This is a genomic window from Pelagibacterium nitratireducens, from assembly GCF_037044555.1.
GTDB lineage: Bacteria > Pseudomonadota > Alphaproteobacteria > Rhizobiales > Devosiaceae > Pelagibacterium > Pelagibacterium nitratireducens.
In genome coordinates this window covers 2,047,821-2,072,977 of record NZ_CP146275.1, presented here as the reverse complement: position 1 = coordinate 2,072,977, position 25,157 = coordinate 2,047,821, and the positions used below count along the sequence as shown (strand labels likewise).

Genomic DNA, 25,157 nt, shown 5'->3' with positions numbered 1-25,157 from the left:
ATTCGGTCCGCCTTTTTTATTGTCCCATCCCAAAAGATATAGCCTGTTTTCGCAGCAGTGGGATTGTCTTGAGTCCCCAAAGCCCCACGCTCCGCAACGCCTGGGCCGGCAAATGAGGCGAGAGCAGGGACGTAAACAAGCCGCCAACAAAAGCCCCGGTCCGCGTCAGATCGCCCCGCCGGGCCCCGCCATAGCTGCGCGCCACGGCATCGGCCCAGCCATATGATCCCGGATTGGCCGCCTTGAGGCAGGCGTTAAGGTTTGCCACGTCCCGCAGACCCAGATTGAGGCCCTGTGCGCCGATGGGCGGAAACGCATGGGCCGATTCGCCCACCAGCACCGCAGCGTCGCGCCCGGCCACATCAACCGAGAGAAGTGACAGCGGAAACACGAAACTGGGGCTGGCCGCCGATATCGTCCCGAAAAGGTGCCCCGACTTTGCGTTGAGAAGGGAAATTAGGTGCTCCGGTTCTCGCCGCGCGTCCTCAAGTGTTTCCAGCCTGTCGATCCACACCAGATTGGCGCGATTTCCACCCGCCGGAACCAGCGTGAACGGCCCATTGGGATAGTGAAATTCCACCGATTCCCCATCGAGCCCGCGCTCAAGCTCCAGATCGCAAACGAGTGCGGCCTGGTCGAACTTGCGCTCCCGCATCGAAATCCCCGCGGCCTTGCGCACGCTGGAGCCTTTGCCATCGGCCCCAACCAGCAACTCGGCAGTCAATGTGCCGCCATCGCCAAGTTCGAGATGCCACACCCCATCGACCCGACTTGCCGATTTGAGCGTCGCGGCTCGGCGGTCGAGGTTTTCATTCCCCGCTGCTGCCTGCGAAAAACTCTCCCCGAGCCGGGCATTGGCAAAATTCCATCCAAAGGCCCGGTGCCCGATTTCCGACGCACTGAATACGGTCTCCGGCGCGCGTAAAGGCCTGCCGGTCGCATCGATGATCCGGATGCGCGTGAGAGGTGTGCCCAGCGTTTCAGGGTCATCGATCAACCCTGCGTCGATCATGTAGTCGACCGACGGCCCCATCAGCGCCGAAGTCCTGCGGTCCACAGGCGCGTCGGGTGCCACATGAAGGGTTGAGAACCCGGCATTGGCCGCCGCAACCGCGGTCGCCTTGCCAACGAGCCCGCCGCCGATAACGGCGACCTGTGTGTGATTGGCCATTTTCACCTCGATGATTGATCAAGATGTAAGCCGCCGGGATCGCCCTCGCAAGCCGCGCAAATGGCTCTGCCGCTTTATTGCCGTTGTTGCCCGCAAATGTGCACACATCGCGCGCCGGGGCGGTCGCCGTTCTTGCCACGGGCATCAGATGGATGCCCGTGTTCCAACCGCTGAGGGCAAAAATGCTGGATTTCGTCGTCGAACCGGCCTTCTGGGCCAGCCTCATTCTGTTGACCTGCATCGAAGTGGTGTTGGGAGCCGAAAACGCCAATCAGAGTTTGAGCCGGGCAGCGGGCCTGGCCGATGAGCAGCGTCGCCGCGCCAAGGTCCTGACAGCCGTCTTAGGCACTCTCTTCCGATTGGCATTGCTGGCGATTCTGCTCTGGCTTCTTGGCCTGCAGCGAACGGCCTTCAGCATCGCCGGCTGGTCCCCCACCTGGGGCGGGGTCGTCCTGTTGGCCGGTGGCCTGTTTCTGATCTATAGGGCCGTCACCGAACTTCACCTTATGGTTGAACCCCACCTGGTTCCTCACGATGGCCCCGACCCGGCATTTTCCGAAAGCCCCACGCTGGCAATCGCCCAGCTCGTGGCCCTCAGCGTTATCTTTTCTGTCGATTCGATCATCCTCGCCATCGGCATGACGGCCTACGTTCCGGCCATGGTCATCGCCATAATTGCCGCGATCGTGATCCTCTTTTTCGCTTCCGGTCCCATTGCCTCATTCATCGCCCGCCACGCCGCGATCCAGGCGGTGGCGCTGGGTATCTTGTTCGTCGTGGGCACCGTGCTGATGGCTGAGGGCCTCGGCATGTCGGTTCTCCGCGACTATCTCTACATCGCCATTGGCGCGGGCTTGCTCGTGCTCGGCTTCTCCAAGCTCATCTATCGCACGCCTGCCAGCCAGCCATCGATTTCGATGCCCGCCGCCATGCCCGTCCAGGATCGCGCCGAACCCAGCCTGGAGCCATCTATTCCGGTTCCCGATGATGGGTCCGCCAGCGCGCCGCGGTCAGTGGACCCCATCTTCGAGGACGTACCCGATACCGTTTTGGAAACCGAAGATTTCAGTGATCCCGCGCCGGATGAGATCAACGAACCTGCTCCCGCCGAGGGGCCGTTGCCGGACGAAATCCCCGACAGCGACGAACCGCCCCTTGGCGAACGCGATACCGCTGTGCAAAGGTCGCGCCGGAAAAAACCCGTACTCAGGCGCCGCCCTCCGAGGCTGCGCACGGCCAGAAGAAGAGAATAGGCAGGAATATGAAAGCCATTGTCGTTGACCAATTTGGTGGCCCCGAAGCACTCGATTTCCGCGATGTGGAGGTTGGAGAGCCCGGTTCGGGCGAAATTCGGGTCCGCCATCACGCCATCGGCGTCAACTTCATCGATACCTATCACCGCACCGGTCTCTATCCCAATCCGCTGCCCCTGATTCCCGGCTCCGAAGGCGCCGGCGAGGTGATTTCGGTTGGCGCCGGGGTCACCGGCTTCAAGCCCGGCGATCGCATTGCCTATCAGGGCACCATCGGTGCCTACACCGAGGAGCGGATCATGCCGGCGGCAAAGGCCGTTCTGCTGCCCGAATCGATTGATTACGAAACCGCGGCCGCCATCATGCTCAAGGGCCTCACGGCCTACTACCTGCTGTTTCTCACATGGCCCGTACGTTCGGGCGAAACCATCCTGTTTCAGGCCGCGGCCGGTGGCATGGGGCTCATTGCCTGCCAATGGGCCAAATCGATCGGTGCCCGCGTCATCGGCACCGCTGGCAATCCCGATAAGGTCGCGCTGGCCAAGGCCAATGGCTGCGACGAGGTGATCAACTATTCGCAAGAAGATTTCGCCGTGCGCGTCCGCGAATTGACCAACGGCAAGGGCGTCGATGTGGTTTACGACGGGGTAGGGCAGGACACCTTCGAGAAATCGCTCGATTGCCTGCGGCCGATGGGCCTCATGGTCAGCTACGGCAACGCCACCGGCCCGGTTTCCGTCCCCGATCTGGGCATTCTGGCCCGCAAGGGTTCGCTGTTTGTCACCCGCCCGACAGGCGCCCACTACTTCGCCGAACGTCCGGCTCTGCTGGCCGGCGCCAAGGCGCTTTTCGCGGCTGTCGAATCGGGCGCCGTCAAACCCCATATCGGCCAGCGCTTTGCGCTTTCCGAAGCTGCCGATGCCCACCGGGCGCTCGAAGGCCGCAAAACCGTCGGCTCGACCATCCTGCTGCCCTGATTGCCTCTGTCGCGGGGACGAAGGCTGTGATACGGCCTTCGTCCAAGGCGGCAGGCAGGGAAATAACCGGTGGTTCGTGCAACGCTGATTGGATTTTCGGCCATCCTTATGTGGTCGCTTCTGGCGTTGTTCTCGAGCCTGTCGGGACAGGTGCCACCATTTCTCTTGTGCACCTTCTCGTTTGCCGTGGCGACGCTTGTCGGCCTTGCAGCAACCGGACGACGCGGCAAGCCCCGCACGCCGGCTGCAAAAGTCCCGCTCATGGCCTGGGTCGTCGGCGTTGCGGGCCTGTTCGGCTATCATTTCTTCTATTTTTCGGCCGTCCGGAACGCTCCGGTGGTCGAGGCCAATCTGATAAATTACCTGTGGCCACTGCTGATTGTTCTGGGCTCAGCCCTGATGCCCGGCGAAGGGCTGCGCTGGCATCACGTGGCCGGCGCCTTGCTGGGCCTGGCCGGAACGGTGCTGATCGTGTCGAATGGCGGCCGCTTTGCCTTCGAGCCCGAATATATGTTCGGCTACGGTATCGGCGTCCTCGCCGCCTTCACCTGGGCCAGCTATTCACTGATCTCGCGACGCTTCGCCCAGGTCCCCACGCGCATGGTCACCTGGTACTGCGCCGCCGCTGCCCTTCTTTCGCTTGTCTGCCACATAACGCTCGAGGAAACGGTGATGCCCGCCAATACCGTTCAATGGCTGGCCGTCTTCGGCATGGGCCTGATGCCGGTGGGGGGCGCGTTCTTTGTCTGGGACTACGGTGTCAAGCATGGCAACATCCAGGTCCTCGGCGCAGCCAGCTATGCTGCACCGCTGCTCTCGACCCTGCTGCTGATCGTCTTCGGCATCAGCGCCCTCACCATGCCCGTCGCCCTCGCCTGCCTGCTCATCACGGGCGGTGCGGCGCTGGCCTCCAAGGACATGATTGCCCGCCCGCGGCGCAAACCGCCGGTAACGGTCATCTGATCCTCTGGACAGCTTCGCACCGAACAGCTAAACCGCAAATCAATCGGCCAGCCCTCACATGGGCTTGCGGCTCAACGGGTGGGTGGCAGAGTGGTTGATTGCACCGGTCTTGAAAACCGGCGGGCGTGAGAGCGTCTCGGGAGTTCGAATCTCCCCCCACCCGCCACCTCCGCTTTTGGAACGAATGAAATCAATCGCTTAGCTGGTGTTTTTGGCTAACCTTTTTCGAGGTTAGCCATTCTTGCGTTCACGGTCTGACCCTTCAAGCGCCTTAATGGCGCGGTCGGACAAGCGGAGTTGGTCGGCGGCAGCGGTATAGCGGCCGACTTCCTTGTCGGTCTTGTGGCCGGTGATCGCCTTGATTTCTTGGTTCGAACATCCCGCTTCGGCAAGGCGTCTTGCCGCCGCCTTGCGCAGGCCGTGGGCGGAACAATCCTTAAGGCCGGCCTCGGTGGCGCGCTTTTTCATCCACGCGCCGAATCCTTTGACCGAATGAGGCTTACCGTACTCGGTGATGAGAAACGTCATGTTCTCCTTCGGCAGGCCAGCGATTGCCGCCTTGAGTTCGGAGTGCATGGGAATCGAAATGAACGCACCGGTCTTGGTCTGGCGAACGCGAATCCGGTCGCCATCAATGTGCTGCCAACCCATTTTAACGACGTCAGAGCGGCGTTGGCCGGTGTAGAGCAGCAGGGTCAGGGCGAGGTCGGCTTTCGAGCCCACCGGGTGCCGTTTGCGATACTGGGCGATCTCATCATCGCTCCAGGTGTGGAAGCCATCGCTATCGATCTTGAATCCCTTGACACGATAGGTCGGATCATCGGTCCGCCAGCCATCATCCATGGCGATCAACATCAACATCTTGAGGCGGCGCAGGAGGTTGTTGGCAGCGGCAGGACGATCCTCCATTTCGCCAATAATCGCGCGCACGTGGGTGCGCTGCAAGCCGGCGACAGAAAGATGGCCGTAATCCTCGCGGAAGCGCTCCAGGATGCCTCGGTAGGTCACCTTGGTGGAATCCTTGAGCCCGCGAAACTCCGGGCTGTTGTAATAGTGAGCTATCAGCGCAGACATCGAGCCAGGCTTGACGCGCTGGGCGGTACGCACCGCAATTTGGGGTTCCATTGCAACGCCCGACCGGCAGGCTTCCAGTTCCTGATAGAATTCAGGAGTGTGTGCACGGGATTTGAAGTAATATGTCGGCTTGCCCTTGATACGGAACCGCAGTCGCCAGCGGCCGTGCCTGTCCTGAAATTCAGTTACGTTCCTGGGCAGCCCGTTCTTTTTTGGCACTGATCGCGTTTCCCCACTCATCGTCGCCATTCTCCAGGGAGGGGGCGCCGCCTTCTCCCAACTGTGCAACGATCTTGCCAGTGGGGTCAATTTCGACGCGTGAAACGGAATAGCCTGCCGACCTTGCACCCTTGAGCAGCTTCGAGATATCGCCCTGGGTGAAGACGGCGGGCCGGGTCATTGCGCTGCCTCGATCATGTCGTCGAGCAACTCCTGGGCCAGTTCGGGATGACCGCGATCGCGCAGCCAGTCGGCACAGGCGTTGATAGACTTCAGCGCAACGGCCTCCTTGATGGCTTCGATTTCGCGGTGAACCGAAAGATGCTGGTTTGAGTCAGCCATTGGTTTTCTCCTGATCCGCCAACGGTAAGCGAATATCAACGCGCCCGCCGAGGGACTGTTCGGCATATTGCTCCGGGGTCATCAGGCTGACTCCCGTGCGAAATAGAGGTAGCTGTCGAGCGCCACATAGGCCCGTTCGAGATTCTTGTCCCAGGGCACGTATTTGATGGCGCGGCCATAGGGCGGGGCGAGCGGGCACCAGTGGGGTGTCTTGCCGTGCACCACGTCGCGGAACTCGGTGGCCAGGGCGCGCTGGTCGGCTTCGTGTACGCGTTCGGCCGTCTCGCGCGAGGGCGCGGGGATGCCGAGGCGCTGATAGATCAAATTCATGAAACGGCGCTCGATGGCGTTCACGTCCAGCCCCTTGGAATGGAAATAAAGCTTCCATGGTGTGGCGACATCGCCGCCCAGCAGCGCCTCGGGCCAGTCGTGGATCAAGCCGTAGATTTTGTCTTCGGTCTGCGTAAGGTTTTCGGCCACAAGGATAGAATGCTGCAGCACCGAATAGGGCCAGGCAACATTGCCGCCCCAGCGCGAAATCATCGCCAGATGGTGCATGATGCCGTGCGGCTCGATCATCGCGACAGTCGGCCTTGCAATATCGAAGGCGATTCCGCCGGCGATGTTGATCCAGTAGGGGGAAAGCTCGCTCATTGCACCGGCCCCTTCCGCGCAAAGCCAAAGGAACCGGCAGGGTCGACCGTGACGACATAGGTGACCTCGTCAGACCAGTACCAGATGGCCATGGTGGAGATGAAATCGCCGCTCTCGGCCATTTCGCGGCCCGCTTCCTCGGGTGTCCCCTCAATGATGAGGTCGGACGGACTGCCAAACAAATTGGCGTGGGGCGGGTAATCGCCCAGAACCTTTACCCCGAGACCATCAGGCCCAGGAGTGAGCAGATACTGGAAATGGCCGAAACTCTCAGTATAGCCGAAGCCGATCTCGTCGCCGATGGCGAGGGGACGCGGCTCGATGTGCCAGGTCTCCGGCGTCAGCGTGCCGTCGAGGAACATTTCGCGATCCTCCAGCATGACGAGGTAAGGCATGCCGTCGCGCTCCACGATGAAATCGGACGGCGAAGTGCCAAGCTCGGGCACGCCTTCGTCCGCCCAGTCGAACGGGCAGCATTGATTGGTGAGAACGATGCTCATGAGCGCACCTGCTTGGTTTTGAGAACGATGGCATCCTCATTGCCCGGCTGGGCCTTGGCGCGCGCCTGGGCCTCTTTGGGCGATTTTGCGGTGACATCGACGGTGACCGGCACCATGGCGGTGCCGCGCTGGGCCGAGAGATGGACGCGGAAGGTGGTGAGGGGCTGATCCATGGTCAGGCCCTCACGTGAGCTCGACAGGACGACCGGGCGTCCAATAGCCAATTGCGGCCCTCCCATCGGATAATTCGACGGCCACGCGGAAATGCGGTGTCGCGCTGCCCGGTGATCGCAGCGGCCGCGAAAAGCGGACATGCCCGGTCACCGGATCGTTGATTTCGTCGCAGCCGAAAAATACCGGCCGGTTGCGCTGGATAGTGCCGCGCACGGGTTGGGACTGGCGCTTCATGGGCGGAATCCTTCGATGGCGCAGGCCCAGACAAAGCCCACGATGGCGATGGCGAGCGCTGCGGTCTGGAGAAGTTCGATCATGCCGCCACGCTCTTGCGCTGGCGGGCAGGATCCTGATCGGTCGGACGGCCCCGGAAATAATCGAGCGCGCTTTCCGCGACGGCGCATTCGGCCAGTTCGGAAATATTGCGGCCGAGCTCGCGCGCGATGGCTTCCATGCGCGCTTCGGTGTCGTCGGGCAGGTGGATGGTGAGAATGCGGCTCATTGGGCACCGCCAGCGTGTGCGAAGGCGTCGGCGGCCGAGGCGATGGCCTCGGGGAGGATGTCTTCGAGTTCGGGCTTGGTGAAGCTGCGCGATTGCAGGGCGGCGCAGATTTCCTGTGTCGAAGGCACGAGGTGCCCGATCAGGCGCGCGGCTTCCTTGATGCGATTGGCGCGTTTGGCGGCCGAGTGATCCTCACGGCGCATAAAGCGCTCATTGGCGATGCCGCCGGCCTGCGCCCCATACATGGCCAGATCGAATTCGGTCAGACCCTCCTGCGCCATGCGCTCGAGGATGCGTTTTTCGGTAGCCGCGCCCTCGGCCTGCAGGTCGATCATGATCGCCGCGATGCGTTCGGCGACAGGAAGTGAGGGTTTGGGAATGGGCTGGACGGGGCCGGCCTGTTGGGTGTGCAGCATGTCTGCCTCCAGTGGTGAAACTGGAGGGACGATAGTCTTGTATTTTTACACGGTCAATACATGATCATGTAAAAATACAAACAGCGCTACAGGCCGAACAACTCGTTGACGGTCATCACCTTATGCACAGTCAGAACGTACTGCTGCGGAATCGAGATGGTCGCGAAAGGGTTTAGCTGCTCGAGCATGAGGTAGCCGCCGGCCCGTCGGCGGTAGGTCTTGATGTAGGCCTGTCCCGGCTTGTCTTCCCATGTGCGCGTCTGGACGATGACGCTGTCACCGGGCGAAACGGCAAGGTGCGGATTGACGAAGCGCAGTTCGCCGGCCGGGTGCATCGGGTACATGGAATCGCCGTCAACGAAAATGGAATATGCCTCGGGCATATCCTTTAGAGCTGGCGGCCGGCGGACATATTGCACAACACGGCTTTCGATCTCGAAGCCCTCGAATGCATGGCCGTCGGCGGTTTCGATCAACGAACCGGCTGCCGTTCCGAGGACGGGTAGATTGTCGTTGAGGTCCGCGCGGTTGGGCAGCGGAACACCGGCGATGCTGAATTCAGCCTCCTGATCGGGTGCCGGGCTTTCAGTCAACCCGGAAAGGTATGACGTCGTGGTTTCGAGTGCTTCGGCGATCCGCTGCAGCGTGTCCATGCGCGGGTGCTTTGACCGGCCATAAACAATGTTCGGAATCATGGAAGGTGATCCCGCCCGTTCGGATGCGGCATTGATCGTTATCCCCAGTGCGCGGCAGCGCTCCTGGATGCGTTCGATCAGCAATTCCCGGGCTTTATCTTCCATGTGTGTAACTTTACACGCATCGGTACGCAAATTGGTCGTGTAAAGACGCTTGACAGTCATGTAAAAATACATGAACTGTTGCGCCATGACCTACACCGAACGCCTCCTCGCCATCGTTGATCAATTTTGTGCCCGGTCCGGAATGACCCGCGAACAGGTGAGCTATCAGGTGTTTCGTGATCAGCGTCGCATCGCACGTGTCGCCGATGGCAAGGCGTCGATCACGGTTCGGCTGCTCGATTCGCTCCTGATTTGGCTGTCCGAGAACTGGCCCGCCGATACCGATTGGCCAGGATATTTCGATCGGCCGCTTTCCCAGCAGGTCGCCCAATGACCCGTTCATGCCTCATCATCCCATTCTGGCGGCGGGTTCGCGATAAACTCGCGAAGCGCCTTTATGTCCTCGGTGATGGCGCTGCGGGCCAAGGCGTTAAGTGGAATGCGGTCGGCCGGCGGCGCGGCAAATTTCCACTCATGCGCAAGATCGGCGGGCGCTGGATCACCAGTGGCTGGGTCGTAATCGATCGGGAAGGGGTCCCAGGTGCGGGGACCGGTGGCAATGCCGTCGAGCAGGCCAAGGACACTCATGCGGCGTTCGGGTGTGTCGGCGGCGTTGAGCGCCAGCCACAAAGCGACGTTGAACAGGGCTTGGGCGCGCGCGCTGTCGATGATGGCGCGGTTGAGCGGCTCCATGGGGTTCGGCCCGCGCCTCGGAATACCCTTCATCGTTTCATCTCCATGGCAAAAAGCGCCATCAAAGCGCTCATCAGGACCGGTGTCCAATGATCGTTGGTTTGAGATCGCAGCACCAAACAGGTCAAAACAGCGGCCGTCATGGTGGCGGCGCAGGGCAGGTGGCACCATGAGCTCGGCCCGTCACCTTCCCAAGCGCGACTATGACGCGCTCAAGGCGGCGTTCCGCGCCCTCGTGCAACTGGTAGGCGGCACGCGCGCCGCAGAGCGGATCACCCGCGTTTCCCATCAGCAGATCGATCGCTACGGCTCCACCCAGCCCGATTTCGTCGACGTGTTCGCCCCAATGGACGTTGTGGCGGACCTTGAAGCCGAATGCGGCCAGCAGACCGTCACCCGCAAACTTGCCGAGCTGGCCGATCACGTTCTGATCCCGCTGCCGGCCGTCGCCGGATCGTCGGCGCGGATCGACGTCATCACGGCGCGCACTGTCCAGAGTTTCGGGCAAATGCTGACGGAGCTGGGTGAGGCCCGGGCCGATGGCACGATTGATGCGGAGGAAGCCCGCAAACTCGATCCGCAGTTTTCAGAGCTGATTACCAAACTGGTCAAGATGCGCCGCGAAGTGGCCCAGATGGCCGAAAGCGAGGATTTGCCATGAACCGCCAGGTCCCGTTGCGCGCCAATCCCAACCCCATGCTTGCCCGGGGCAAGTTCGAGCCGTCCGGATTGCACGAGTTAGAAATCGATCTCGGCATGAGCGGGGTTTTGACCCTGCCGGCCGACCAAGTACAGCGCGTCAAGCGCGCCATCGAAGCGTTCGAAACCGAAGGCATGCGCATCGATGGACATACAAACCTGACCAATCGCGTCACGCGCACGCTGGGGGAGTTCTGATGACCGGGAACCTACCCCGCTTTGCAGCCGGGACCGAAGTCAAACGTGAACGGCGGGCAGACATAAATTTCCGAGGGATCAATGGGCGTGTTTTCCAGTCCCACTGGAGGACTGCCATCTCGGTAATAAACCTTGTCAAGTTTGATGGCGCCAAAATCAATTTCGCAAGTCGAAAGGAGGCAGAATTTGAGCCCGCTCAGATCGACATTGCGCAAGGTAAGCTCTTCGAAGCTGCCACCCCAGATCGATGCACCGGACATGTCGCTGTTTTCGATCGTGAAACTGCCAAAGGCTCCCGATTCAAAGGCCGCATCCCGCATGTCGACATCAAGGAAGTACGATCCCTCGAGATCAACATTCTCGAAGTTGAAACGCCGCATGTCGGAGGAAAAGACGGCATTGTTAGTGAAAGCACCTTCACGAAGCGCCGAGTCCGAGAAATCCACACCGCGAAAGATCACGCGATCGATAGCGGCGGCCATAAAATCTGCTCCCCAGAGCCGAGAGCCATATATTGCGACGTGCGAGAGGCCTTCACCCGCCAGCGTCCAGTTGAGTACGCTGCCACATGTTCGTTCCGCTTCCATCTGCTGTGGTTCAATAAAGCAGGGAAACTCAATGTCATAGATCGCGAGCCCGGGCTCCGCTACGGCGGTTATGGCGTGAGCAATGCCGTCGGTGGACACCCCATCACTTGCAAGGATCTGATATCCGCCCAATCGGCGCTGCTCGGCCAACGATTCATTGGTCGCGAACGACTGGAGCAGGGTCAGGACAAGGGTAATTGCGACAAAGGGGAAGCCCACCAATTCCAAGACGGCAATCGTATCGCGACCGCCAGGACTACGTATCCATCTGAAAAGCCGTCGTATTCTGCCCGGACTCTCTGCAGGCATAGAGCGGATGTTGCGCCGCATCCGCTCCAGCCGGTCGGCGTCTGGCACTGGCCGTTTCTTCATCATCGCCCCCATTCGACTGTTCAAATTGTAGGGCGGCTCCGGAGACTGTCAACGGCATCGTACGGGGAACTCGCCGGAGGGCTCGCGTGATGCTCGAATATCACCCGATCGCCAATCTGTTTCCGCTGATCGAGGGCGAGGATTTCTCCCGGCTTGTTGCCGATATCAACGAGCATGGCTTGCAGGAAAAGATCGTCCTGCGCGAGGGGAAAATTCTCGACGGGCGCAACCGGTATCGGGCGCTGGTTGCCCTCAACCGGTTCGACCGGTTCCGCGACACAATCGATTTCGACCACCTCTCCTTCACCCGTGCAGCGCCGAAGGATCCTCTGGTCTGGGTGCTGTCGAAGAATTTGCACCGGCGTCACCTTTCGGAAAGCCAGCGCGCCATGGTGGCCGCCAAACTGGCCACGCTGGAACCCGGTCGGCCATCGCTCTGGAAAAAACCGGCAGATTTGCCGGATTCTTCTTACGTGGAACAGGGCGGTGAGGCGATTCCCGCTACACACGGAGTCACCCAGGTCGAAGCCGCCGAGACCATGCACGTTTCCGAGCGCTCGGTGCGCTCGGCCCGTAAGGTGATCGAGCAGGGCGATGATGAACTGGTGGCGGCCGTCGAGCGCGGCGAAATCGCCGTCTCGAAAGCCGAGGGGTTGGCGGGACTGCCCAAGGACCAGCAGAAAGAGCTGATCCGCTCGGCCGATCCTGCCGCGCTCTATGCGATCATCAGGGAAGACAAGGCGAAAAAGACTGCCGAGAAAAAGCAGCGCCGCGAGGTTCGCGAGGCCGAATTGGCCGGGCGCCAGCGGGCGCTACCCGATAAGCGCTATGGCGTGATCTATGCCGACCCCGAATGGAAGTTCGAGCCCTACAGTCGGGAAACCGGCTTGGACCGGGCGGCGGACAATCACTATCCGACCTCGGAGCTGGCCGACATAAAGGCGCGCGAGGTCGCGGCGATCGCCGCCGATGACTGCGTGCTGTTCTTGTGGGCTACAGCCCCCATGCTGCCCCAGGCGCTCGACGTCATGGCGTCCTGGGGCTTTGCCTACAAATCCCACACCATCTGGCGCAAGGCTGGGGACGACGGTCTGATGCTCGGCACAGGCTACTGGTTCCGCAACGGCCACGAATTGCTCCTGGTCGGCACGCGCGGCAAGGTGGTGGCCCCGGCCATGGGCGAACAGTTTCCTTCGGTCATCGATCATCCCGCCCTGCGTCATTCGGAAAAACCGGCGCGTTTTGCCGAGCTGATCGAAGCCTATTTCCCGAATCTGCCCAAGATCGAACTCAATGCCCGCGCTGCCCGGCCGGGCTGGGATGCATGGGGGCTCGAAGCCCCCGACACGGAATCGGAAGCCGTGCATGACGGCTCCTCCTCGGGGATCGAAGCGCGCCCCGCCGATGAAAGCGCCTCGCCGGAGGCGGAAGCTCCCATATCCGCCTCCGGCCCCACCGATATCAACGCCATCATCACCGAGGGCTATGCCCGCGATGCTTCAATCACTGAATTGATGGCTCTGACGGGCCTCGGCCGCAGCGCCGTGAAGATGCGCGCCAAGCGGCTTGGCCTGTCCGATCCAGAACGCCAGCGGGCAGCGGCGCGGCAGAATATGACCAAACTCAATGCAGAACGGGGAGGGGCGGCGTGACCGGATCTCTTACCGTTCTAGTTGCCTGCGAGTATTCGGGCATAGTGCGGCGCGCCTTTGCGGCGCTGGGGCATGACGCATGGTCTTGCGACCTGCTGCCAGCCGAGGATCGCAGCAATCGTCATATCGTTGGCGATGTCCGTGATCATCTGGATGACGGTTGGGATCTGCTTGTGGTTGCCCATCCCCCTTGCACCCGTCTCTGCCGGTCGGGTCGCCGTTGGTTGTCGGGGCCGGGCCATATGACACCGCCCAAAAAACTACCGGTCGGACGGACCTGGGACAGCATGAAGGCCGAGTTCGAAGAGGGTCTCGATCTGTTCATAGCCTGCTGGCGAGCGCCAATTGAACGGGTGGCGATCGAGAACCCCGAAATGCATGACATCGCCAAATCGCGCATGCCCGAGGATCTGCCAAAACCTCACACCGTCCAGCCGCATTGGTTTGGCCATCCCGAATACAAGGCGACCGGGTGGTATCTGCGCGGTCTCAATCCGCTGCAGCCGACAGATCGGTTGGCTGAACCGGAGAGAGGCACCGACGAATGGAAGGCCTGGAATCGGGTCTGGCGCATGCCGCGCAGCGCCAATCGCGGCCATGAGCGCAGCCGCTTCTTTCCCGGAATGGCGAAGGCGCTGGCGACCCAATGGGGCGGCTACGCCGAAGAGAGGGCAAGAGCATGACCATTCGTTTCCTCGATCCGCTCGCCGATGACGCTAGCGCCCTGGCCTATGTCGCCAGCAGTTTTGCGTTCGGGCAGGCCGTGGGCGCGTTTCCGCTCGATCGAGACGGCCCGACGGGCGGCGAATGCTGCGTCCTGGCCGTGACGCAATGGCAGACGCCGATCGGCTTTGCGACCTTTTACGAGACCGGCCACGGAAAGGCCTGGATCGACCTTGTCTGGGTCGAGGGTGCCTATCGCGGCAAGGGGCTTGGCAAAAAGCTGCTGGCCGCCGCGCGGCGCGAGGCGGCGAACATGGCACTGACCCGCCTCGAATTCGGCACACAGCTCGACAACGCCGCCATGCGCGGCCTCGCCGCCAGCGTCGGCTATTGCGAGCGCTACACGATCATGTCGCTGGACGTCGGGGAGGGCGAATCGATTCGAAACCGCACCGTTGGTGCCGGCCGAGCCAGTCTCGGTTACGACGAAAACTGGGGGACTGAATGAGTGTATCGAGAGTGCCCTCGTCAAAGCTGACTTCGATCGTACCGGATCAGTGTTCGATTCATTTTGGTGGGGGGCGTCCACGGCTTCGACTTGTGAAGATGATACTCTACCGTATCATCGGGGTTCTCGTGCCGGTCCCCGAATACGTCGGTGTAGTGCACCGCCAATTCTGCGCGAAAGGTGGCGCCGTTCAACTCGCACGCGGCGACACATTCCGGCGAGAGGTGAAATCCCTCCAATTCTTTGTCGAACTGTTCGGTATCGTCCGCTGGAATGTTGGACAGCGGGTAAGTCCTTTCAAAATACGCTGTTTCGGGACCCACCCAATTTTGTGCGCTCCGTGGCATGACAGTGACCTTAGCCGTGACACTGGCGATGCGCGCTGGCGTTCGGCCGGAATTAAAAACCTCGCAGCTGAGAAAGATGCCTCTTTCGCGGTCCGAAAGGCTCATCTCGCGCGCGATAACGACGTTTCTGACCCCAAGATAAGCTCTGACCTGCTTTCTTCCCATGGTCTCCGTGACTTCGGCCATTATTGCTGCCTCAGCTACAGCCTTTTCGGCAGCATCAGCGCTTCGAACGGCCTCGTGGCTGATTTTGCGCGCTTCGATCAGGTTCTCGCGGATGAGAAAGAGGCTGTACAGCCCAATGCCCACCGAGGCGGCTGTTATTGGGATGGCCAGCCAGGCAGCGCTCGCCATCATCAATTGGGCTGTAAGATTGGTCAGAGGGAAGTCAATCGGCTTGGGCATAGGAACGGCGACCCCTGGAAAAAGGATCAAAAGGGCAATTCCTGTGCATGCGCCGATCATAAAAATGATCACGTACAGATAAGTTCTCTTAACCAGCCATCCAAATGTCGGCATGCGCAATCTAGTCCCCCAAGCTCGCTGCCGATTTGGGCCTTTTCCAGCCATCAAGTCAAATGGGCGTGCATATGATCCCCGTGCGCCTGCGCCTTTCCCGCGCCAAGGGCTTTGATCTTCAAGCCCATTCCCTTGCCATAAACGGGCTGCCCGCCGTTAACTGTGCGCGACCATCCAAATGGGGAAATCCCTATCGCGTCGACGCTTTTGGCGCCCCATGGGCACATCTGACCGATCGCGGAGAGCAGCACGCCGCTTGTGTGGTCCATTATCGCCGAATGGCCGAAGAGGGATTTGTCACTGTTCCCTACACTCGAATGCCGAGGCCGGATCGCGGTGGCGACGCATATTCTTTTGGCGCTCATTCCGTTGTCGATGTCGCGCCGATCTACCTGCGCGGCAGGAATCTCGCCTGCTGGTGCGATCCCGAGATGGCTTGCCATTGCGACGTGCTGCTGGAGTTCGCAAATTGACCCTCCCGCCGCATCTCGAAGCCCTCAAGAACGAAGCGCTGCGCACAACCTGCGAAAGCTGGGCGATCCGCAGCCGCTGGTACCTCTCGCCCGGTATCGAGCGTGTCGGCCCCTGCCCGAAATGCGGCTATGACCCGAAAAAGGGTGAGCGCGGGTCCGACCGGTTCTCGATCAACACCCAGAAGAACGTCTTCAATTGTCGCCGCTGCGGCATCAAGGGAGAGGGGGTGATCAGGCTGGTCATGGAAGTCCGAGATGTAGATTTCATCCCTGCCTGCGAGATCATCACTGGCCGGACGGCCGACGAGCCGATCGATTCCGACCGCGCCGCGCAGCTCGCCAGAGAAGCAGAGCAGCAAAAGAGTAAGCAGATCGAGATCGGCGAGCAAAAGCGCCGGAAGGCAATCAGGGCCGGGCGCAAGATCTGGGACAGTACGCATAAGGTCCATTGGGAGCCCGGCCATGAGATTTTCGAGTATTTCATGGTGCGCGGCCTCGATGTCCGTTCGTTCCTCGCGCGCTTTCCCGATGCTCTGACCTGCCTGCGGTATGCGCCGATGCTCAACTGGGCCGAACAGCGCGCCGATGGCGGCTATGACATCATCGCCAAGGCGGACGCCATGGTCGCAGGCATACAGGATCCGGATGGGGTGTTCTGCGGAGCCCACCGAACATGGATCGACCTGACCCAGCCCAAGGGGCGCTTGATCCTTCCCGACGGGCCGGGCGGCAAGAAACGCGACACCAAGAAGGTACTGGGCACGCAAAAGCGCGGCGCCATCCGGCTCTTTACGCCGCCGAACCCGCGCCGGCTCGTGGGCGGGGAGGGGATCGAAACGACCGTTTCGGTGATGCTTTACGGGTTCGAGCCGGACACTGCCTATTGGGCGCTGGTCAATTCGAACAACATGGCCGGCCGGGCCTTGCGCCTCGAAACGCGGAAATTCGTTCAGGACGAACCCGACATGGCCGACGATGAGGCCTTCGTGCCGCCCGAGTGGTGCGAGGAACTGTTCTATCTCGATGATGGCGACGGGCCAGGTTCAAAACTCAAAGAAAAGCTCACGCGGGGCTTGCGGCGTGCCAGGCGCCTGCGGCCCGGCCTTAAGGGCTTCATCGTCCCGGCACCGGGACAGGGTCAGGATTTCAACGACGCGGCAATGGCCATGGCGGCCGAGATTGGCTCCGGCCGGGCTCCGGCCGGCGTTGCAAATGGGGCAGGGACTTGAGCGGCAAGAATATCATCAAGGGGCAGCTCGAACAGGCCGAAGCAGTCGAGGACGAGGGGTTCGGGCTTTATGGTAGCGCGGCGAATGACCAGCGGGCTGACGATGGAGCGCAACTCGATGCCGGCGACGACAGCAGCAATGAGCGCGGCCATGAACTCGGTATGCTCACGCCCGAGGAAATTGACAATCTGCGGGTCTGTGCCGAACTCGATCAGAACGATCGCGACAATGGCCGCCGGCTGATCATCTGGTACGGGCTCGACCTGGCCTATGTTCCCGGCATGGGGTGGCTGTTATTCAGGGGCAGCCATTGGGAGCGCGACGAAGCCGATCTGGCGGTCCGCCTCAAAGCCCAGGACCTGGTGGACTGGATCAAGCGCGAAGTGTGGTTCATCGAGCCGACGCCCGGCGTCCGGCGGCTGATTGCGCTCGCCGACAAGATCGCCCTCAAGCCTGCGGCCGACCGCACGGGCGAGGAAGTGGACGTGCTCAACAAGTCGCTCGAGGCTCGCAAAGCCTTGAGCAAGAAGCGCAGTGCCCGCCGCACCTTCGGCGTGTCCTCGGGCAATTCGGGAAAAACGGACGCCATGCTCAAACAGGCCGCCAGCCGCAAGGCGACAAACCCCGAGCGGCTCGACAAGGACAAGAAACTGTTCAACGTCCAGAATGGGACGCTGAAGTTTTTTCGAGTCGAGGATGAGGAATCCGATCCCGAGGATCCACGCTACGTCGGGCAGTGCGAACTGATCGAGCACGATCGCGCCCACATGATCACCAAGACGGCAGACGTGGCGTTCGACCCCAAGGCCGAATGCCCGCGATGGATAGAATTCCTCGAGCAGATGCAGCCCGACGCCGATATCCGGACCTTCCTGCAGGTCAGCCATGGCTTTGCGCTTCTGGTCGGCGGCAACGACGCCCAGAAGCTGTTCTATCACTACGGTGGCGGCGCCAACGGCAAATCGGTGTTTATCGAGACCATCGGCCGTATGGCAGGGCCCTATCGGGCCGTTGTCGATCCTGCAACGATTACCGGCGATGCCCAGCGCGACGGATCGAAAGCCAATTCAGACGTTGCCCGCCTTGTTTCGACCCGACTGGCCACGATCGAGGAATTGCCGCGCGACGTACCGCTCAAGGAAAACCTCATCAAGGCCCTGACCGGCGGCACACGCATGGTGGCGCGCTTCCTGCAAAAGGAAATCTTCGAGTTCGATCCCGAATTCGTCGCCGTAATGAGCGGCAACGACATGCCGACAGTGTCGGGCACCGATTACGGAATCTGGCGCCGCCTGCTGATCATCCACTGGGCGGTGACCATACCGCCCGAGAACCAGCGCCCGTTCGGGGACATGCTGGCCATGTTCGATGAGGAGCGATCGGGTATCCTCAACTGGCTGATCGAGGGGGTAAAACTTTACCTGGCCCACGGCCTGACGCCCTACATCCCGATGTCGGTAACCCAGTTCACCGATGACTATCGCGAGGAACGCGATCCGGTCGGAACTTTCGCCGCCGCTTGCCTCGCGCCCAAGCCTGGCAACAGGATCAACGCCGGCGACATGCACGCCCAGTTTGAAAAATGGTGCCACGCCAACGGCATCAAGCCCTACCAGCAAACGGCCTTTGGCCGGCGCATGAACTCGCTGGGCTACAAGAAAAAGCGGGGCAGCCATGTCGATTATCTCGACGTCATCTTCGTCGACCTGACCGATAAATTCGATCCCCGCGACGATGAACGCCCCGAGCCGCCATTGCCAGAGGACTGACGATTAACGGCTGACTGACCCGGCGTCCAACCCGCCGCTTTGCCGCCGCCCCGCACCCCCCTCACAAGATAAGAGCGGAGTCACAACTGTCACCCGCGCTGCCGCGCGGCGACATGACAGTTGTGACAGTTTTCGACAGATTGAATGCAACTGTCAGGTTGCAATTTCAATAGCAAAAACAGCGTGTTACGCAAATTTCGTGACGGTTGTGACAGTTCCCTTCGCGTATAATAGCTGTGAGGGGGTCCGGGTGGTCCCAAGGCTGTCGCCGGAAATAATTTCAGCCTTATATGCACGGTAAACTGTCAGAGCTGTCACGACTGTCATAACCCATTGAACCCTCGCCCTTTTCTGTCTCCGACAGTTTGTTTCAACTGTCACAAACCCTCATGAGGGGAACGAGAGTGAAAAAAGCTAAAGAGCAGGTCGATATCGAACGGCTGGTGACCTGGGCACTGCTCGACCAGGGTCTGGGCTGGTCGACCGGGCAGAGTTCGGGCGGCAACCTGATGACGCTGGGAACGCGGATCGATACCTCGGGAATTTCGACGCCATCGGTCTCGCTGCAAAGCGACGATGACGCCCTTCTGGTTCGGGCCGGGATCGACGCGATGGCACCGGACGTCGCCGAACTGATCATCCGACACGGCCGGATCGGCCAGCGACCCGACTGGTGCGAGGAGGGCGTGGGGGATTTCGTTCAGAAGAAATCGGCAAACGGCAAGCTGGCATGGGTGTTCGAAAAGCCGGGAGATTATCGCTCGCCGAGAAAGCCGGTGATGGAATTTATTGGCTGGCGCAAGGAACAGGTGGAATATTTCCGCGCAACCTATCGGTTGTGGTGGGTCGGGCTGCAGGATCTGGCCACACATCTCAACACGGTGATGGCTACCCACGAGGCAACCGGGCCCAAAGCCCCCTTTGAGCCGTGGCTTGAGGAAAAGCCGGTTATCCACACTCCGGATGGCCCCTTGGAGAGCCGGGAAAAGCCGAGGAAACGCGGGACCCGCGAATATGTCGAAATCGAAGGCAAGATGGTCCGCCGCGCCTGACGCCCATCTGGGGGATTGACTGTCATTGGGAATTTGACAATGTTCGGGACAACAGATTAGGACTGATTCCGACCCGCCAGCGAAAGCCCGGCGGGTTTTGCCGTTTCGGGGGGCGCCATGCACTCCATGGAAATCCAGTGGCGCGATATCGAGAATATGCGCATGTTCGAGCGCGCGGCCCGCATGGTCGGGAGCCAGTTCGAATTTGCCAACGCCTCGCGGCGCGCGGTCAATCGCACCGGCGACATGGCGCGCACGCGCGTGGTGCGGGCGCTGGCTGGGCAAACCGGGCTGCAGCAAAAGCTTTTGCGCAAGGCGGTTAAGCCCACGCGGGCCAATTATGATCGGATCGCCTATGTTATGCGGGCCAAGGGCGGTGATATCTCGCTCAAATATTTCAAGCCGCGCGAAACGCGAAAGGGTGTGAGCGCAGCCCCGTTCGGAAAACGCGAGGTGTTTGCGTCCAGCTTCATGCGAGGCGGGCGTTTCCCCCATCGAGTGGCCGTTCCGCGCTTTCATGGTCATGTGTTCGAACGCGACGGGCGCGAGCGCACGCCGATCACCAAGCTCAAATCCGGTGTGATCATCCCCGCCGAGATGGTGCAGGGGGAAACCGCTAAGGCATTCGAGAGTGCGGTGCGGCAAATCCTGCCGGTGCGCTTCGCACACGAAATCAACCGCCTGACCGGCGGCGCCTTCGCCTGATCTCACCGATTTCCGGGGCTTTGGGGGCTGTGGCGGACCGGCAACGCTTTTAGGGACCGTATTTTCCCCTCCCAGCCTGCGGTGCGGAAGCGGCCCGAGATTTTGTCAGTTTCTCAGGCGCGGGCGAACGGTTGTCAGGGTTGTCAGAATGGCTACTGGCGTTGACAGCACGGTTGTCATGTACAGCCCGGGAGAGATCGCGGCGCGGGACGGGGTGTCCAAGCAGGCGGTGAGCAAGACGCTGGCCAAGCTGCTGCGCGACCATGACGATATTCCGGTCGAGCGCGACGCGCGGAACCGGGTGATCAAGGTCAGCCTGGCGCACTACGATCATCACCGGGGGTTTTTTGGAAACACCGCGCAATCCCAGGCCCCCAAAGGCGTGGAAGAGGGCGGGGCGGAACCGCAACGGCTCAAGGATTCGCGCGACGAAGCCCTGCGGCAACAGGCCTGGCTCAATCTGCAGCGCGAGAAACTGCGGCACGCCGAAGAGCAGGGCAGTCTCGTGAGGGCCGACAAACTGGCCGAGGCGCTGGCGCAGGCCGGACGGACCATCCAGAGCGAGGTCAACCGGTTGCAGAACCGGGCCGACGATATCGCGCTGGCGGTTTCCAAGGAGGGAACGAGCGGGGCGCGGATGGAACTGCGCAAGATCGCCCAGGAGATAAACACCCGCATTGCCGACGCGCTAGCCGAGATGGCGAAAGCCGCGCCCGAGACCGACGAGGTGATCGCGGGGGCGGACGAATGAATTTTCATCCCGGCGCGGCACGCATGGTGGCGGAGAGGTTGAGCGCGGCGACGCGGCCCGTACCGCCGATGCCGTTCCGGCAGTGGTTGCCCGCCAATATCGTTCTTGTCGACGGGCCCAAGAAGGGAGAATTCTGGAGCGAGGCCGACGCGCCCTATCTCGGGCCGATCGCCGACGTCCTCGATATCGATCATCCGGCCAATCTGGTTTCGATCCGCAAGTCGCAACAGACCGGCGTTTCGATCCTGGCGCTCGCCTGGTCGCTCTATCTGGCCGAGACGGCCCCGGACAACATCCTTTACGCGGTGCCGGGCATCGACGCTCTGCAGGACGTCAACGGCAAAAAGTTGCAGCCGATGATAGACGCATGGCAGCGGGAGACGAAAAAGCGGATCATCCTGCCCAACGTCTCGCGGTCGGGTAGCGGATCGACCACCTATGAAAAGCGGTTCGCCGGCGGGTCATTGAGCCTTGCCAATACCAATTCGGTCATGGACCTTTCGGGCGACACGGCGCGATACGGGGTAAAGGACGAAGTCTCCAAGTGGGGCAACAGCCCCAATGGCGACGATCCGGAGGTTTTGTTTTTCGGTCGGTTCACGGCATTCCGGCGTCTGAAGCTCTGGAAAATCCTCGAGCTGTCGACGCCGGAAGTCGACAGCGGCGACCCGATGGGAGACGAACCGGGCCATTGCCGGATCGATCGGAGCTTTCGGCGCAGCGACCAGCGGTTCTGGTTCATCGATTGCCCCGAGTGTCGGAACAACTTCTATCAGGAGATGGACGGGTTCGTCCTCGACAGGGCGCACCCGCACAAATCGAGCTATGAGTGCCCGCATTGCGGCCACCACATCAGCGAAATGGAGCGGGTACCGGCGGTCAGGGCGGGGCAGTTCGTTCCGACAGCCGAGGGCGAAGCGCGCCACCCCGGCTTTCACGTCGATGCGTTCATCTCGCTGATGATGAGCTATGAGGCGATCGCCGAGGACTGGTTGGAACAGCAAAAGCACGGCGAAGAGGGCGCCAAGAATTTCACCAACCTGGTTGGCGGCCTGCCCTATGCAATGAAGGGGGATGCGCCCGATCACAAGCGGCTATACGAGCGCAGGGAAACCTATTCGCAAGGGATCGTTCCGGCCAGAGGACTGATTTTCGTCGCTGGAGCCGACGTCCACCACGACAACATCATGGTCGAGGCCGTGGCGTTTAGCGAGGATCGCCAGAGCTGGTCGGTCACCATCGCCTATCTCGACGGCCCGACGGACAACGTCAACGCCGGTGCCTGGCTGAAACTGGACGCGTTCCTGAACACGGCGTTTCAGGACACTTATGGGCAGGATCGCCGTATCGAGGCGATGGCCGTGGACTCGGGCGACGGCTTGCGGGCCAACCAAGTCTATAGCTGGTGCGCCTCGCGACCGCTGGCCTATGCGGTCAAAGGCATGCCCGGGCGCGGAATTCCCGCGATCGGAACGCCTCAAAAGGTTTCGATCAGAAAGAACGGCAAGCGCTCCCGTATTGGTAGCGCCAAGGTCTGGCCGGTCGGCACCTGGGGGCTCAAGGGCGAACTGATGGGAAATCTGCACAAGCTCGGCGTGCATTCGGGCGAACCGGAAGACCCGGCGGGCTTTTGCCATTTCGCCCAGTTTCATGACGAGGCGTATTTCAAGCAGCTCACCGCCGAGTATTTCGAGCGCAAGCTGGTGAAGGGCAAGCTGCGCGAAGGCTGGGAAAAAATCCGCCGGGACAATCACTGGCTCGACGTACGTATCTACGCGATGGCCATGGCTGAGCTGCTCGGCATGTCGAAACTGACCAGGGACGGTTGGGCGCAGTTGCGGGCACGGATCGTCCCGAGCCAGCCGCTCGATCTGTTGTCATCACTGACCGAAACCGTTGCGGCCAGGAGCGCCGAGGCGCCCCAGTCCGCGCCGACCGCAGCGAGCGTCGCCGAAAAACGAAAGAAATGGAGACGGCGGTCATGAAGGTGCCCAGGACTGGCCGGATTAAATCGGCAAATTTGCCGGTTTCGGCCGGACGGTCACCGGACGCAGGCTTTGCGCCGCCGCGCGCGCGCGGCGGTTATCTGCGCGATACCAAATCCGGTGTCTTCATGACGCGGCCATCGGCCCTGCGTGAGAGCCGAGACGATATCCGGGTGGCGTGGCGTCGTTCGGCGGCGCTGGCACTGGATATCATCCAGAATTCGGGGCGCCTTCGCGGTGTTGCCGATCAGGTGATCGCCGATACCGTAGGGAGCGAGCTGACGCTCAACTATCGGCCCGACCCCGACGTCATGACGCGGCTCGGCTATAGCGAAAAAGAGCGAGCCGACTGGATCAAGCTGGTCAAGCAGCGCTGGAAGCGCTGGGCGTGGAACCCGCGCGAATGCGATTATCGCGGCAAGTTCACCGTGCCGCAAATGATCGACATAGGCCTGCGCTGGAACATGGCATTCGGTGAGGTCACCGGCGTCATCACGTATATGAGCAGGGCCAAGCGGGCGCGCCTCGGTATTACCACCGGCACGAAGGTGTGCCTGGTGCCACCCATGCGGCTCGTCCAGGACACCTCGTCGCTCGAAAACCTGTTCCAGGGTGTCTATCACGACGATGATGGCCGCCCCACCGGCTATCTGTTCGAGGAGCGCCAGACGGGCTTTGTCACGAAACGGCGCTGGCCGGCGCGCGACGCGCGCGGACGGGCCATCGTGATGCACATCTTCGATCCGGTGGATGCAACGGACGTTCGAGGCATTTCGGTGATGGCGGCGGCGTTCCGCAAGCACATCCAGCACGAGATGCTCGACGATGCCACGCTGCAGACGGCGATCCTGCAAACCCTGTTTGCGGCGACTTTGACCAGCGGCGCGCCGACTGCAGAGGCGTTCGAGGCCATTGAAGCGATGCGCGACGGTGCTTCGGCCGATGGCAAGGCGGTTGCCGAGGATTTCTATGGCCTGCTCGGCGCGCAGCTCGAGGCGGCGCGCGAAGGAACGATCTCGTTTTCCGGTGATCCGCAGGTGAGCCATCTTGCTCCGGGCGAGAGGTTTGAACTGCACGGTTCGAAAACTCCCGGCGGCGAATACCAGCCGTTTTCGGCCGCGTTGAGCCGTGACATGGCCCGGGCCATCGGCACCACCTATGGCGGGCTGACCATGGATCATCGGGGCGCCACCTACTCGAGCGTTCGCATGGAGAATTCCTCGATCTGGCCCGTCGTCATGCGCCGGCGCGAGCGGATCGCGGCGCCGCAGGAACAGATGATATTCGAAGCCTGGCTGGACGAAGAAGTCGGAGAAGGCCGCATTCCGTTCAAGGGCGGCTATCGGGCCTTCCAAGCCAATCAACAGGCCATGTTCTGGGCACAATGGCAGGGGCCGAGCAAACCCACGGCCGACGACGGGAAAAGCGCCAAGGCGAGCACCGAGCGGCTGCAGAACGCGACATCGTCGATCGAGATCGAAACCGGCGATCTGGGCGTCGATCCGGACGAGCTGTTTGACCAGCGCGTCGCTCTGCATAAGCGCTATGAAGAGGCCGGCATGCAAAGCCCCTACGCTCCGCGCAGCCGATCGAGCTCGACCGTACAAGACGAACCTGACGATTCCGACGATCGACCGGAGAAACGGTCATGAGCAACGTGGTGATGATCGGCGGGGTCGAGGTCGATATCGACAAGCCGTGTGACGTGCTGCGCGAACTCAGGAAGGCGCAGCTGGTTATTGCCACGGGGGAATCGGTGGCCATGACGCGGTTCGACCAGGACGAGGTCCGGTTCACTGCCGCCAATGGCGGACACCTCGAAAAGCTCATCGGCATCTATCAACGCGAATGCGACAAGGCGAATGGGCGGATGGCCGGTCGCGCCCGACGCGTCCGCTGGAGGCAATGAC

33 protein-coding genes and 1 tRNA gene are annotated in these 25,157 nt (G+C 61.4%); 19 read left to right on the top strand and 15 right to left on the bottom strand.

The features are described from left to right. Positions 1–16 precede the first annotated feature (16 nt). Positions 17–1,171 (bottom strand): FAD-dependent monooxygenase, encoded by a 1,155-nt coding sequence (locus V6617_RS10325; protein ID WP_338606900.1) that lies wholly within the window; start codon positions 1,169–1,171, stop codon positions 17–19. A 182-nt stretch (positions 1,172–1,353) separates the two neighbouring features. Between V6617_RS10325 and V6617_RS10320 the strand changes: the two genes are divergently transcribed. The 4 genes from V6617_RS10320 to V6617_RS10305 all read left to right on the top strand — a co-directional run bounded on the left by V6617_RS10320 (position 1,354) and on the right by V6617_RS10305 (position 4,530). Beyond that, positions 1,354–2,424, top strand: a complete 1,071-nt coding sequence (locus tag V6617_RS10320; RefSeq protein ID WP_338606899.1) for a TerC family protein — start codon at positions 1,354–1,356, stop codon at positions 2,422–2,424. Between the two features lie 8 nt (positions 2,425–2,432). Continuing rightward, positions 2,433–3,401 carry a quinone oxidoreductase gene (locus V6617_RS10315; protein ID WP_338606898.1) on the top strand — a complete coding sequence of 323 codons (969 nt, stop codon included), beginning with the start codon at positions 2,433–2,435 and terminating at the stop codon, positions 3,399–3,401. Positions 3,402–3,470: 69 nt separating this feature from the next. After that, positions 3,471–4,364: a DMT family transporter gene (locus tag V6617_RS10310; RefSeq protein ID WP_338606897.1), complete on the top strand. Its 894-nt coding sequence runs from the start codon at positions 3,471–3,473 to the stop codon at positions 4,362–4,364. Between the two features lie 76 nt (positions 4,365–4,440). Beyond that, positions 4,441–4,530 (top strand) — tRNA-Ser (locus V6617_RS10305). 65 nt (positions 4,531–4,595) lie between these two features. On the opposite strand, the gene V6617_RS10300 is transcribed toward V6617_RS10305, so the two are convergent. From V6617_RS10300 to V6617_RS10255, 10 genes are all read right to left on the bottom strand, one after another. Further along, positions 4,596–5,657, bottom strand: a complete 1,062-nt coding sequence (locus V6617_RS10300) for a tyrosine-type recombinase/integrase (protein WP_338606896.1) — start codon at positions 5,655–5,657, stop codon at positions 4,596–4,598. After that, positions 5,620–5,838 carry a hypothetical protein gene (locus V6617_RS10295; RefSeq protein WP_338606895.1) on the bottom strand — a complete coding sequence of 73 codons (219 nt, stop codon included), beginning with the start codon at positions 5,836–5,838 and terminating at the stop codon, positions 5,620–5,622. The genes V6617_RS10300 and V6617_RS10295 overlap by 38 nt, the downstream gene beginning before the upstream one ends. Beyond that, positions 5,835–5,999, bottom strand: coding sequence for a hypothetical protein (locus V6617_RS10290; RefSeq protein WP_338606894.1), 165 nt, complete (start codon positions 5,997–5,999; stop codon positions 5,835–5,837). The genes V6617_RS10295 and V6617_RS10290 overlap by 4 nt, the downstream gene beginning before the upstream one ends. A gap of 81 nt (positions 6,000–6,080) precedes the next feature. Beyond that, entirely contained in the window at positions 6,081–6,653 is a 573-nt protein-coding gene (locus tag V6617_RS10285; RefSeq protein WP_338606893.1) for a hypothetical protein, read from the bottom strand. After that, a complete protein-coding gene (locus V6617_RS10280) occupies positions 6,650–7,153 on the bottom strand; it encodes a hypothetical protein (protein ID WP_338606892.1) in 504 nt (167 codons plus the stop codon). Before V6617_RS10280 ends, V6617_RS10285 begins: the two co-directional genes overlap by 4 nt. Beyond that, a complete protein-coding gene (locus tag V6617_RS10275; RefSeq protein ID WP_338606891.1) occupies positions 7,150–7,377 on the bottom strand; it encodes a hypothetical protein in 228 nt (75 codons plus the stop codon). Before V6617_RS10275 ends, V6617_RS10280 begins: the two co-directional genes overlap by 4 nt. Then, entirely contained in the window at positions 7,337–7,561 is a 225-nt protein-coding gene (locus tag V6617_RS10270; RefSeq protein ID WP_338606890.1) for a hypothetical protein, read from the bottom strand. The genes V6617_RS10275 and V6617_RS10270 overlap by 41 nt, the downstream gene beginning before the upstream one ends. 79 nt (positions 7,562–7,640) lie before the next feature. Beyond that, positions 7,641–7,829, bottom strand: coding sequence for a ribbon-helix-helix protein, CopG family (locus V6617_RS10265; protein ID WP_338606889.1), 189 nt, complete (start codon positions 7,827–7,829; stop codon positions 7,641–7,643). Beyond that, on the bottom strand, positions 7,826–8,245 hold the full coding sequence (locus tag V6617_RS10260; protein WP_338606888.1) for a hypothetical protein: 420 nt from the start codon (positions 8,243–8,245) through the stop codon (positions 7,826–7,828). The genes V6617_RS10265 and V6617_RS10260 overlap by 4 nt, the downstream gene beginning before the upstream one ends. 86 nt (positions 8,246–8,331) lie before the next feature. Next, on the bottom strand, positions 8,332–9,132 hold the full coding sequence (locus V6617_RS10255) for an XRE family transcriptional regulator (RefSeq protein ID WP_338606887.1): 801 nt from the start codon (positions 9,130–9,132) through the stop codon (positions 8,332–8,334). On the opposite strand from V6617_RS10255, the gene V6617_RS10250 reads away from it, so the two are divergent. Beyond that, positions 9,131–9,379 carry a hypothetical protein gene (locus V6617_RS10250; RefSeq protein ID WP_338606886.1) on the top strand — a complete coding sequence of 83 codons (249 nt, stop codon included), beginning with the start codon at positions 9,131–9,133 and terminating at the stop codon, positions 9,377–9,379. The two genes, V6617_RS10255 and V6617_RS10250, sit on opposite strands and share 2 nt — an antisense overlap. A gap of 5 nt (positions 9,380–9,384) precedes the next feature. Here the strand turns inward: V6617_RS10250 and V6617_RS10245 are convergent, their stop codons facing one another. Then, the gene (locus tag V6617_RS10245) at positions 9,385–9,771 is read right to left on the bottom strand and encodes a hypothetical protein (protein WP_338606885.1); all 387 of its coding nucleotides are present in this window, start codon (positions 9,769–9,771) and stop codon (positions 9,385–9,387) included. A gap of 136 nt (positions 9,772–9,907) precedes the next feature. On the opposite strand from V6617_RS10245, the gene V6617_RS10240 reads away from it, so the two are divergent. Then, positions 9,908–10,399: a phage regulatory CII family protein gene (locus tag V6617_RS10240; RefSeq protein ID WP_338606884.1), complete on the top strand. Its 492-nt coding sequence runs from the start codon at positions 9,908–9,910 to the stop codon at positions 10,397–10,399. After that, on the top strand, positions 10,396–10,635 hold the full coding sequence (locus V6617_RS10235) for a hypothetical protein (RefSeq protein ID WP_338606883.1): 240 nt from the start codon (positions 10,396–10,398) through the stop codon (positions 10,633–10,635). Before V6617_RS10240 ends, V6617_RS10235 begins: the two co-directional genes overlap by 4 nt. 11 nt (positions 10,636–10,646) lie before the next feature. Here V6617_RS10235 and V6617_RS10230 read toward each other — a convergent pair whose 3' ends face one another. After that, on the bottom strand, positions 10,647–11,579 hold the full coding sequence (locus V6617_RS10230) for a pentapeptide repeat-containing protein (RefSeq protein WP_338606882.1): 933 nt from the start codon (positions 11,577–11,579) through the stop codon (positions 10,647–10,649). A gap of 104 nt (positions 11,580–11,683) precedes the next feature. Between V6617_RS10230 and V6617_RS10225 the strand changes: the two genes are divergently transcribed. Continuing rightward, positions 11,684–13,246, top strand: a complete 1,563-nt coding sequence (locus tag V6617_RS10225) for an MT-A70 family methyltransferase (protein WP_338606881.1) — start codon at positions 11,684–11,686, stop codon at positions 13,244–13,246. A 17-nt stretch (positions 13,247–13,263) separates the two neighbouring features. On the opposite strand, the gene V6617_RS10220 is transcribed toward V6617_RS10225, so the two are convergent. Beyond that, the gene (locus V6617_RS10220) at positions 13,264–13,431 is read right to left on the bottom strand and encodes a hypothetical protein (protein ID WP_338606880.1); all 168 of its coding nucleotides are present in this window, start codon (positions 13,429–13,431) and stop codon (positions 13,264–13,266) included. Between the two features lie 57 nt (positions 13,432–13,488). On the opposite strand from V6617_RS10220, the gene V6617_RS10215 reads away from it, so the two are divergent. Both V6617_RS10215 and V6617_RS10210 read left to right on the top strand, forming a co-directional pair. Further along, complete coding sequence (locus V6617_RS10215; protein WP_338606879.1) at positions 13,489–13,929, top strand: hypothetical protein; 441 nt, start codon at positions 13,489–13,491, stop codon at positions 13,927–13,929. Beyond that, positions 13,926–14,417, top strand: a complete 492-nt coding sequence (locus V6617_RS10210; RefSeq protein ID WP_338606878.1) for a GNAT family N-acetyltransferase — start codon at positions 13,926–13,928, stop codon at positions 14,415–14,417. Before V6617_RS10215 ends, V6617_RS10210 begins: the two co-directional genes overlap by 4 nt. 20 nt (positions 14,418–14,437) lie before the next feature. Here the strand turns inward: V6617_RS10210 and V6617_RS10205 are convergent, their stop codons facing one another. Continuing rightward, a complete protein-coding gene (locus tag V6617_RS10205; protein ID WP_338606877.1) occupies positions 14,438–15,283 on the bottom strand; it encodes a hypothetical protein in 846 nt (281 codons plus the stop codon). A 59-nt stretch (positions 15,284–15,342) separates the two neighbouring features. On the opposite strand from V6617_RS10205, the gene V6617_RS10200 reads away from it, so the two are divergent. The 9 genes from V6617_RS10200 to V6617_RS10160 all read left to right on the top strand — a co-directional run bounded on the left by V6617_RS10200 (position 15,343) and on the right by V6617_RS10160 (position 25,156). After that, positions 15,343–15,756, top strand: a complete 414-nt coding sequence (locus V6617_RS10200) for a DUF4326 domain-containing protein (RefSeq protein ID WP_338610677.1) — start codon at positions 15,343–15,345, stop codon at positions 15,754–15,756. Further along, positions 15,753–16,985, top strand: a complete 1,233-nt coding sequence (locus V6617_RS10195) for a DUF7146 domain-containing protein (protein WP_338606876.1) — start codon at positions 15,753–15,755, stop codon at positions 16,983–16,985. The genes V6617_RS10200 and V6617_RS10195 overlap by 4 nt, the downstream gene beginning before the upstream one ends. Then, the gene (locus V6617_RS10190; RefSeq protein ID WP_338606875.1) at positions 16,982–18,754 is read left to right on the top strand and encodes a phage/plasmid primase, P4 family; all 1,773 of its coding nucleotides are present in this window, start codon (positions 16,982–16,984) and stop codon (positions 18,752–18,754) included. The genes V6617_RS10195 and V6617_RS10190 overlap by 4 nt, the downstream gene beginning before the upstream one ends. Before the next feature lie 404 nt (positions 18,755–19,158). Then, positions 19,159–19,806, top strand: a complete 648-nt coding sequence (locus V6617_RS10185; protein WP_338606874.1) for a hypothetical protein — start codon at positions 19,159–19,161, stop codon at positions 19,804–19,806. 117 nt (positions 19,807–19,923) lie between these two features. After that, positions 19,924–20,511, top strand: a complete 588-nt coding sequence (locus tag V6617_RS10180; protein ID WP_338606873.1) for a phage tail protein — start codon at positions 19,924–19,926, stop codon at positions 20,509–20,511. Positions 20,512–20,659: 148 nt separating this feature from the next. Then, on the top strand, positions 20,660–21,262 hold the full coding sequence (locus V6617_RS10175; RefSeq protein ID WP_338606872.1) for a hypothetical protein: 603 nt from the start codon (positions 20,660–20,662) through the stop codon (positions 21,260–21,262). Then, positions 21,259–23,247 (top strand): terminase gpA endonuclease subunit, encoded by a 1,989-nt coding sequence (locus V6617_RS10170; protein ID WP_338606871.1) that lies wholly within the window; start codon positions 21,259–21,261, stop codon positions 23,245–23,247. The genes V6617_RS10175 and V6617_RS10170 overlap by 4 nt, the downstream gene beginning before the upstream one ends. Next, the gene (locus tag V6617_RS10165; protein WP_338606870.1) at positions 23,244–24,899 is read left to right on the top strand and encodes a phage portal protein; all 1,656 of its coding nucleotides are present in this window, start codon (positions 23,244–23,246) and stop codon (positions 24,897–24,899) included. The genes V6617_RS10170 and V6617_RS10165 overlap by 4 nt, the downstream gene beginning before the upstream one ends. Continuing rightward, complete coding sequence (locus V6617_RS10160; protein ID WP_338606869.1) at positions 24,896–25,156, top strand: hypothetical protein; 261 nt, start codon at positions 24,896–24,898, stop codon at positions 25,154–25,156. Before V6617_RS10165 ends, V6617_RS10160 begins: the two co-directional genes overlap by 4 nt. The last annotated feature ends 1 nt before the right edge of the window (position 25,157 follow it).

Bases quoted from the DNA above. Each gene is read 5' to 3' on its own strand.
- V6617_RS10325 (WP_338606900.1), bottom strand. From the start codon at position 1,171: ATGGCCAATCACACACAGGTCGCCGTTATCGGCGGCGGGCTCGTTGGC.
- V6617_RS10320 (WP_338606899.1), top strand. From the start codon at position 1,354: ATGCTGGATTTCGTCGTCGAACCGGCCTTCTGGGCCAGCCTCATTCTG.
- V6617_RS10315 (WP_338606898.1), top strand. From the start codon at position 2,433: ATGAAAGCCATTGTCGTTGACCAATTTGGTGGCCCCGAAGCACTCGAT.
- V6617_RS10295 (WP_338606895.1), bottom strand. From the start codon at position 5,838: ATGACCCGGCCCGCCGTCTTCACCCAGGGCGATATCTCGAAGCTGCTC.
- V6617_RS10290 (WP_338606894.1), bottom strand. From the start codon at position 5,999: ATGGCTGACTCAAACCAGCATCTTTCGGTTCACCGCGAAATCGAAGCC.
- V6617_RS10285 (WP_338606893.1), bottom strand. From the start codon at position 6,653: ATGAGCGAGCTTTCCCCCTACTGGATCAACATCGCCGGCGGAATCGCC.
- V6617_RS10280 (WP_338606892.1), bottom strand. From the start codon at position 7,153: ATGAGCATCGTTCTCACCAATCAATGCTGCCCGTTCGACTGGGCGGAC.
- V6617_RS10270 (WP_338606890.1), bottom strand. From the start codon at position 7,561: ATGAAGCGCCAGTCCCAACCCGTGCGCGGCACTATCCAGCGCAACCGG.
- V6617_RS10265 (WP_338606889.1), bottom strand. From the start codon at position 7,829: ATGAGCCGCATTCTCACCATCCACCTGCCCGACGACACCGAAGCGCGC.
- V6617_RS10260 (WP_338606888.1), bottom strand. From the start codon at position 8,245: ATGCTGCACACCCAACAGGCCGGCCCCGTCCAGCCCATTCCCAAACCC.
- V6617_RS10250 (WP_338606886.1), top strand. From the start codon at position 9,131: ATGACCTACACCGAACGCCTCCTCGCCATCGTTGATCAATTTTGTGCC.
- V6617_RS10255 (WP_338606887.1), bottom strand. From the start codon at position 9,132: ATGGCGCAACAGTTCATGTATTTTTACATGACTGTCAAGCGTCTTTAC.
- V6617_RS10245 (WP_338606885.1), bottom strand. From the start codon at position 9,771: ATGAAGGGTATTCCGAGGCGCGGGCCGAACCCCATGGAGCCGCTCAAC.
- V6617_RS10240 (WP_338606884.1), top strand. From the start codon at position 9,908: ATGAGCTCGGCCCGTCACCTTCCCAAGCGCGACTATGACGCGCTCAAG.
- V6617_RS10235 (WP_338606883.1), top strand. From the start codon at position 10,396: ATGAACCGCCAGGTCCCGTTGCGCGCCAATCCCAACCCCATGCTTGCC.
- V6617_RS10225 (WP_338606881.1), top strand. From the start codon at position 11,684: ATGCTCGAATATCACCCGATCGCCAATCTGTTTCCGCTGATCGAGGGC.
- V6617_RS10220 (WP_338606880.1), bottom strand. From the start codon at position 13,431: ATGGGCAACCACAAGCAGATCCCAACCGTCATCCAGATGATCACGGAC.
- V6617_RS10215 (WP_338606879.1), top strand. From the start codon at position 13,489: ATGACACCGCCCAAAAAACTACCGGTCGGACGGACCTGGGACAGCATG.
- V6617_RS10210 (WP_338606878.1), top strand. From the start codon at position 13,926: ATGACCATTCGTTTCCTCGATCCGCTCGCCGATGACGCTAGCGCCCTG.
- V6617_RS10205 (WP_338606877.1), bottom strand. From the start codon at position 15,283: ATGCCGACATTTGGATGGCTGGTTAAGAGAACTTATCTGTACGTGATC.
- V6617_RS10200 (WP_338610677.1), top strand. From the start codon at position 15,343: ATGGGCGTGCATATGATCCCCGTGCGCCTGCGCCTTTCCCGCGCCAAG.
- V6617_RS10180 (WP_338606873.1), top strand. From the start codon at position 19,924: ATGCACTCCATGGAAATCCAGTGGCGCGATATCGAGAATATGCGCATG.
- V6617_RS10175 (WP_338606872.1), top strand. From the start codon at position 20,660: ATGGCTACTGGCGTTGACAGCACGGTTGTCATGTACAGCCCGGGAGAG.
- V6617_RS10170 (WP_338606871.1), top strand. From the start codon at position 21,259: ATGAATTTTCATCCCGGCGCGGCACGCATGGTGGCGGAGAGGTTGAGC.
- V6617_RS10165 (WP_338606870.1), top strand. From the start codon at position 23,244: ATGAAGGTGCCCAGGACTGGCCGGATTAAATCGGCAAATTTGCCGGTT.
- V6617_RS10160 (WP_338606869.1), top strand. From the start codon at position 24,896: ATGAGCAACGTGGTGATGATCGGCGGGGTCGAGGTCGATATCGACAAG.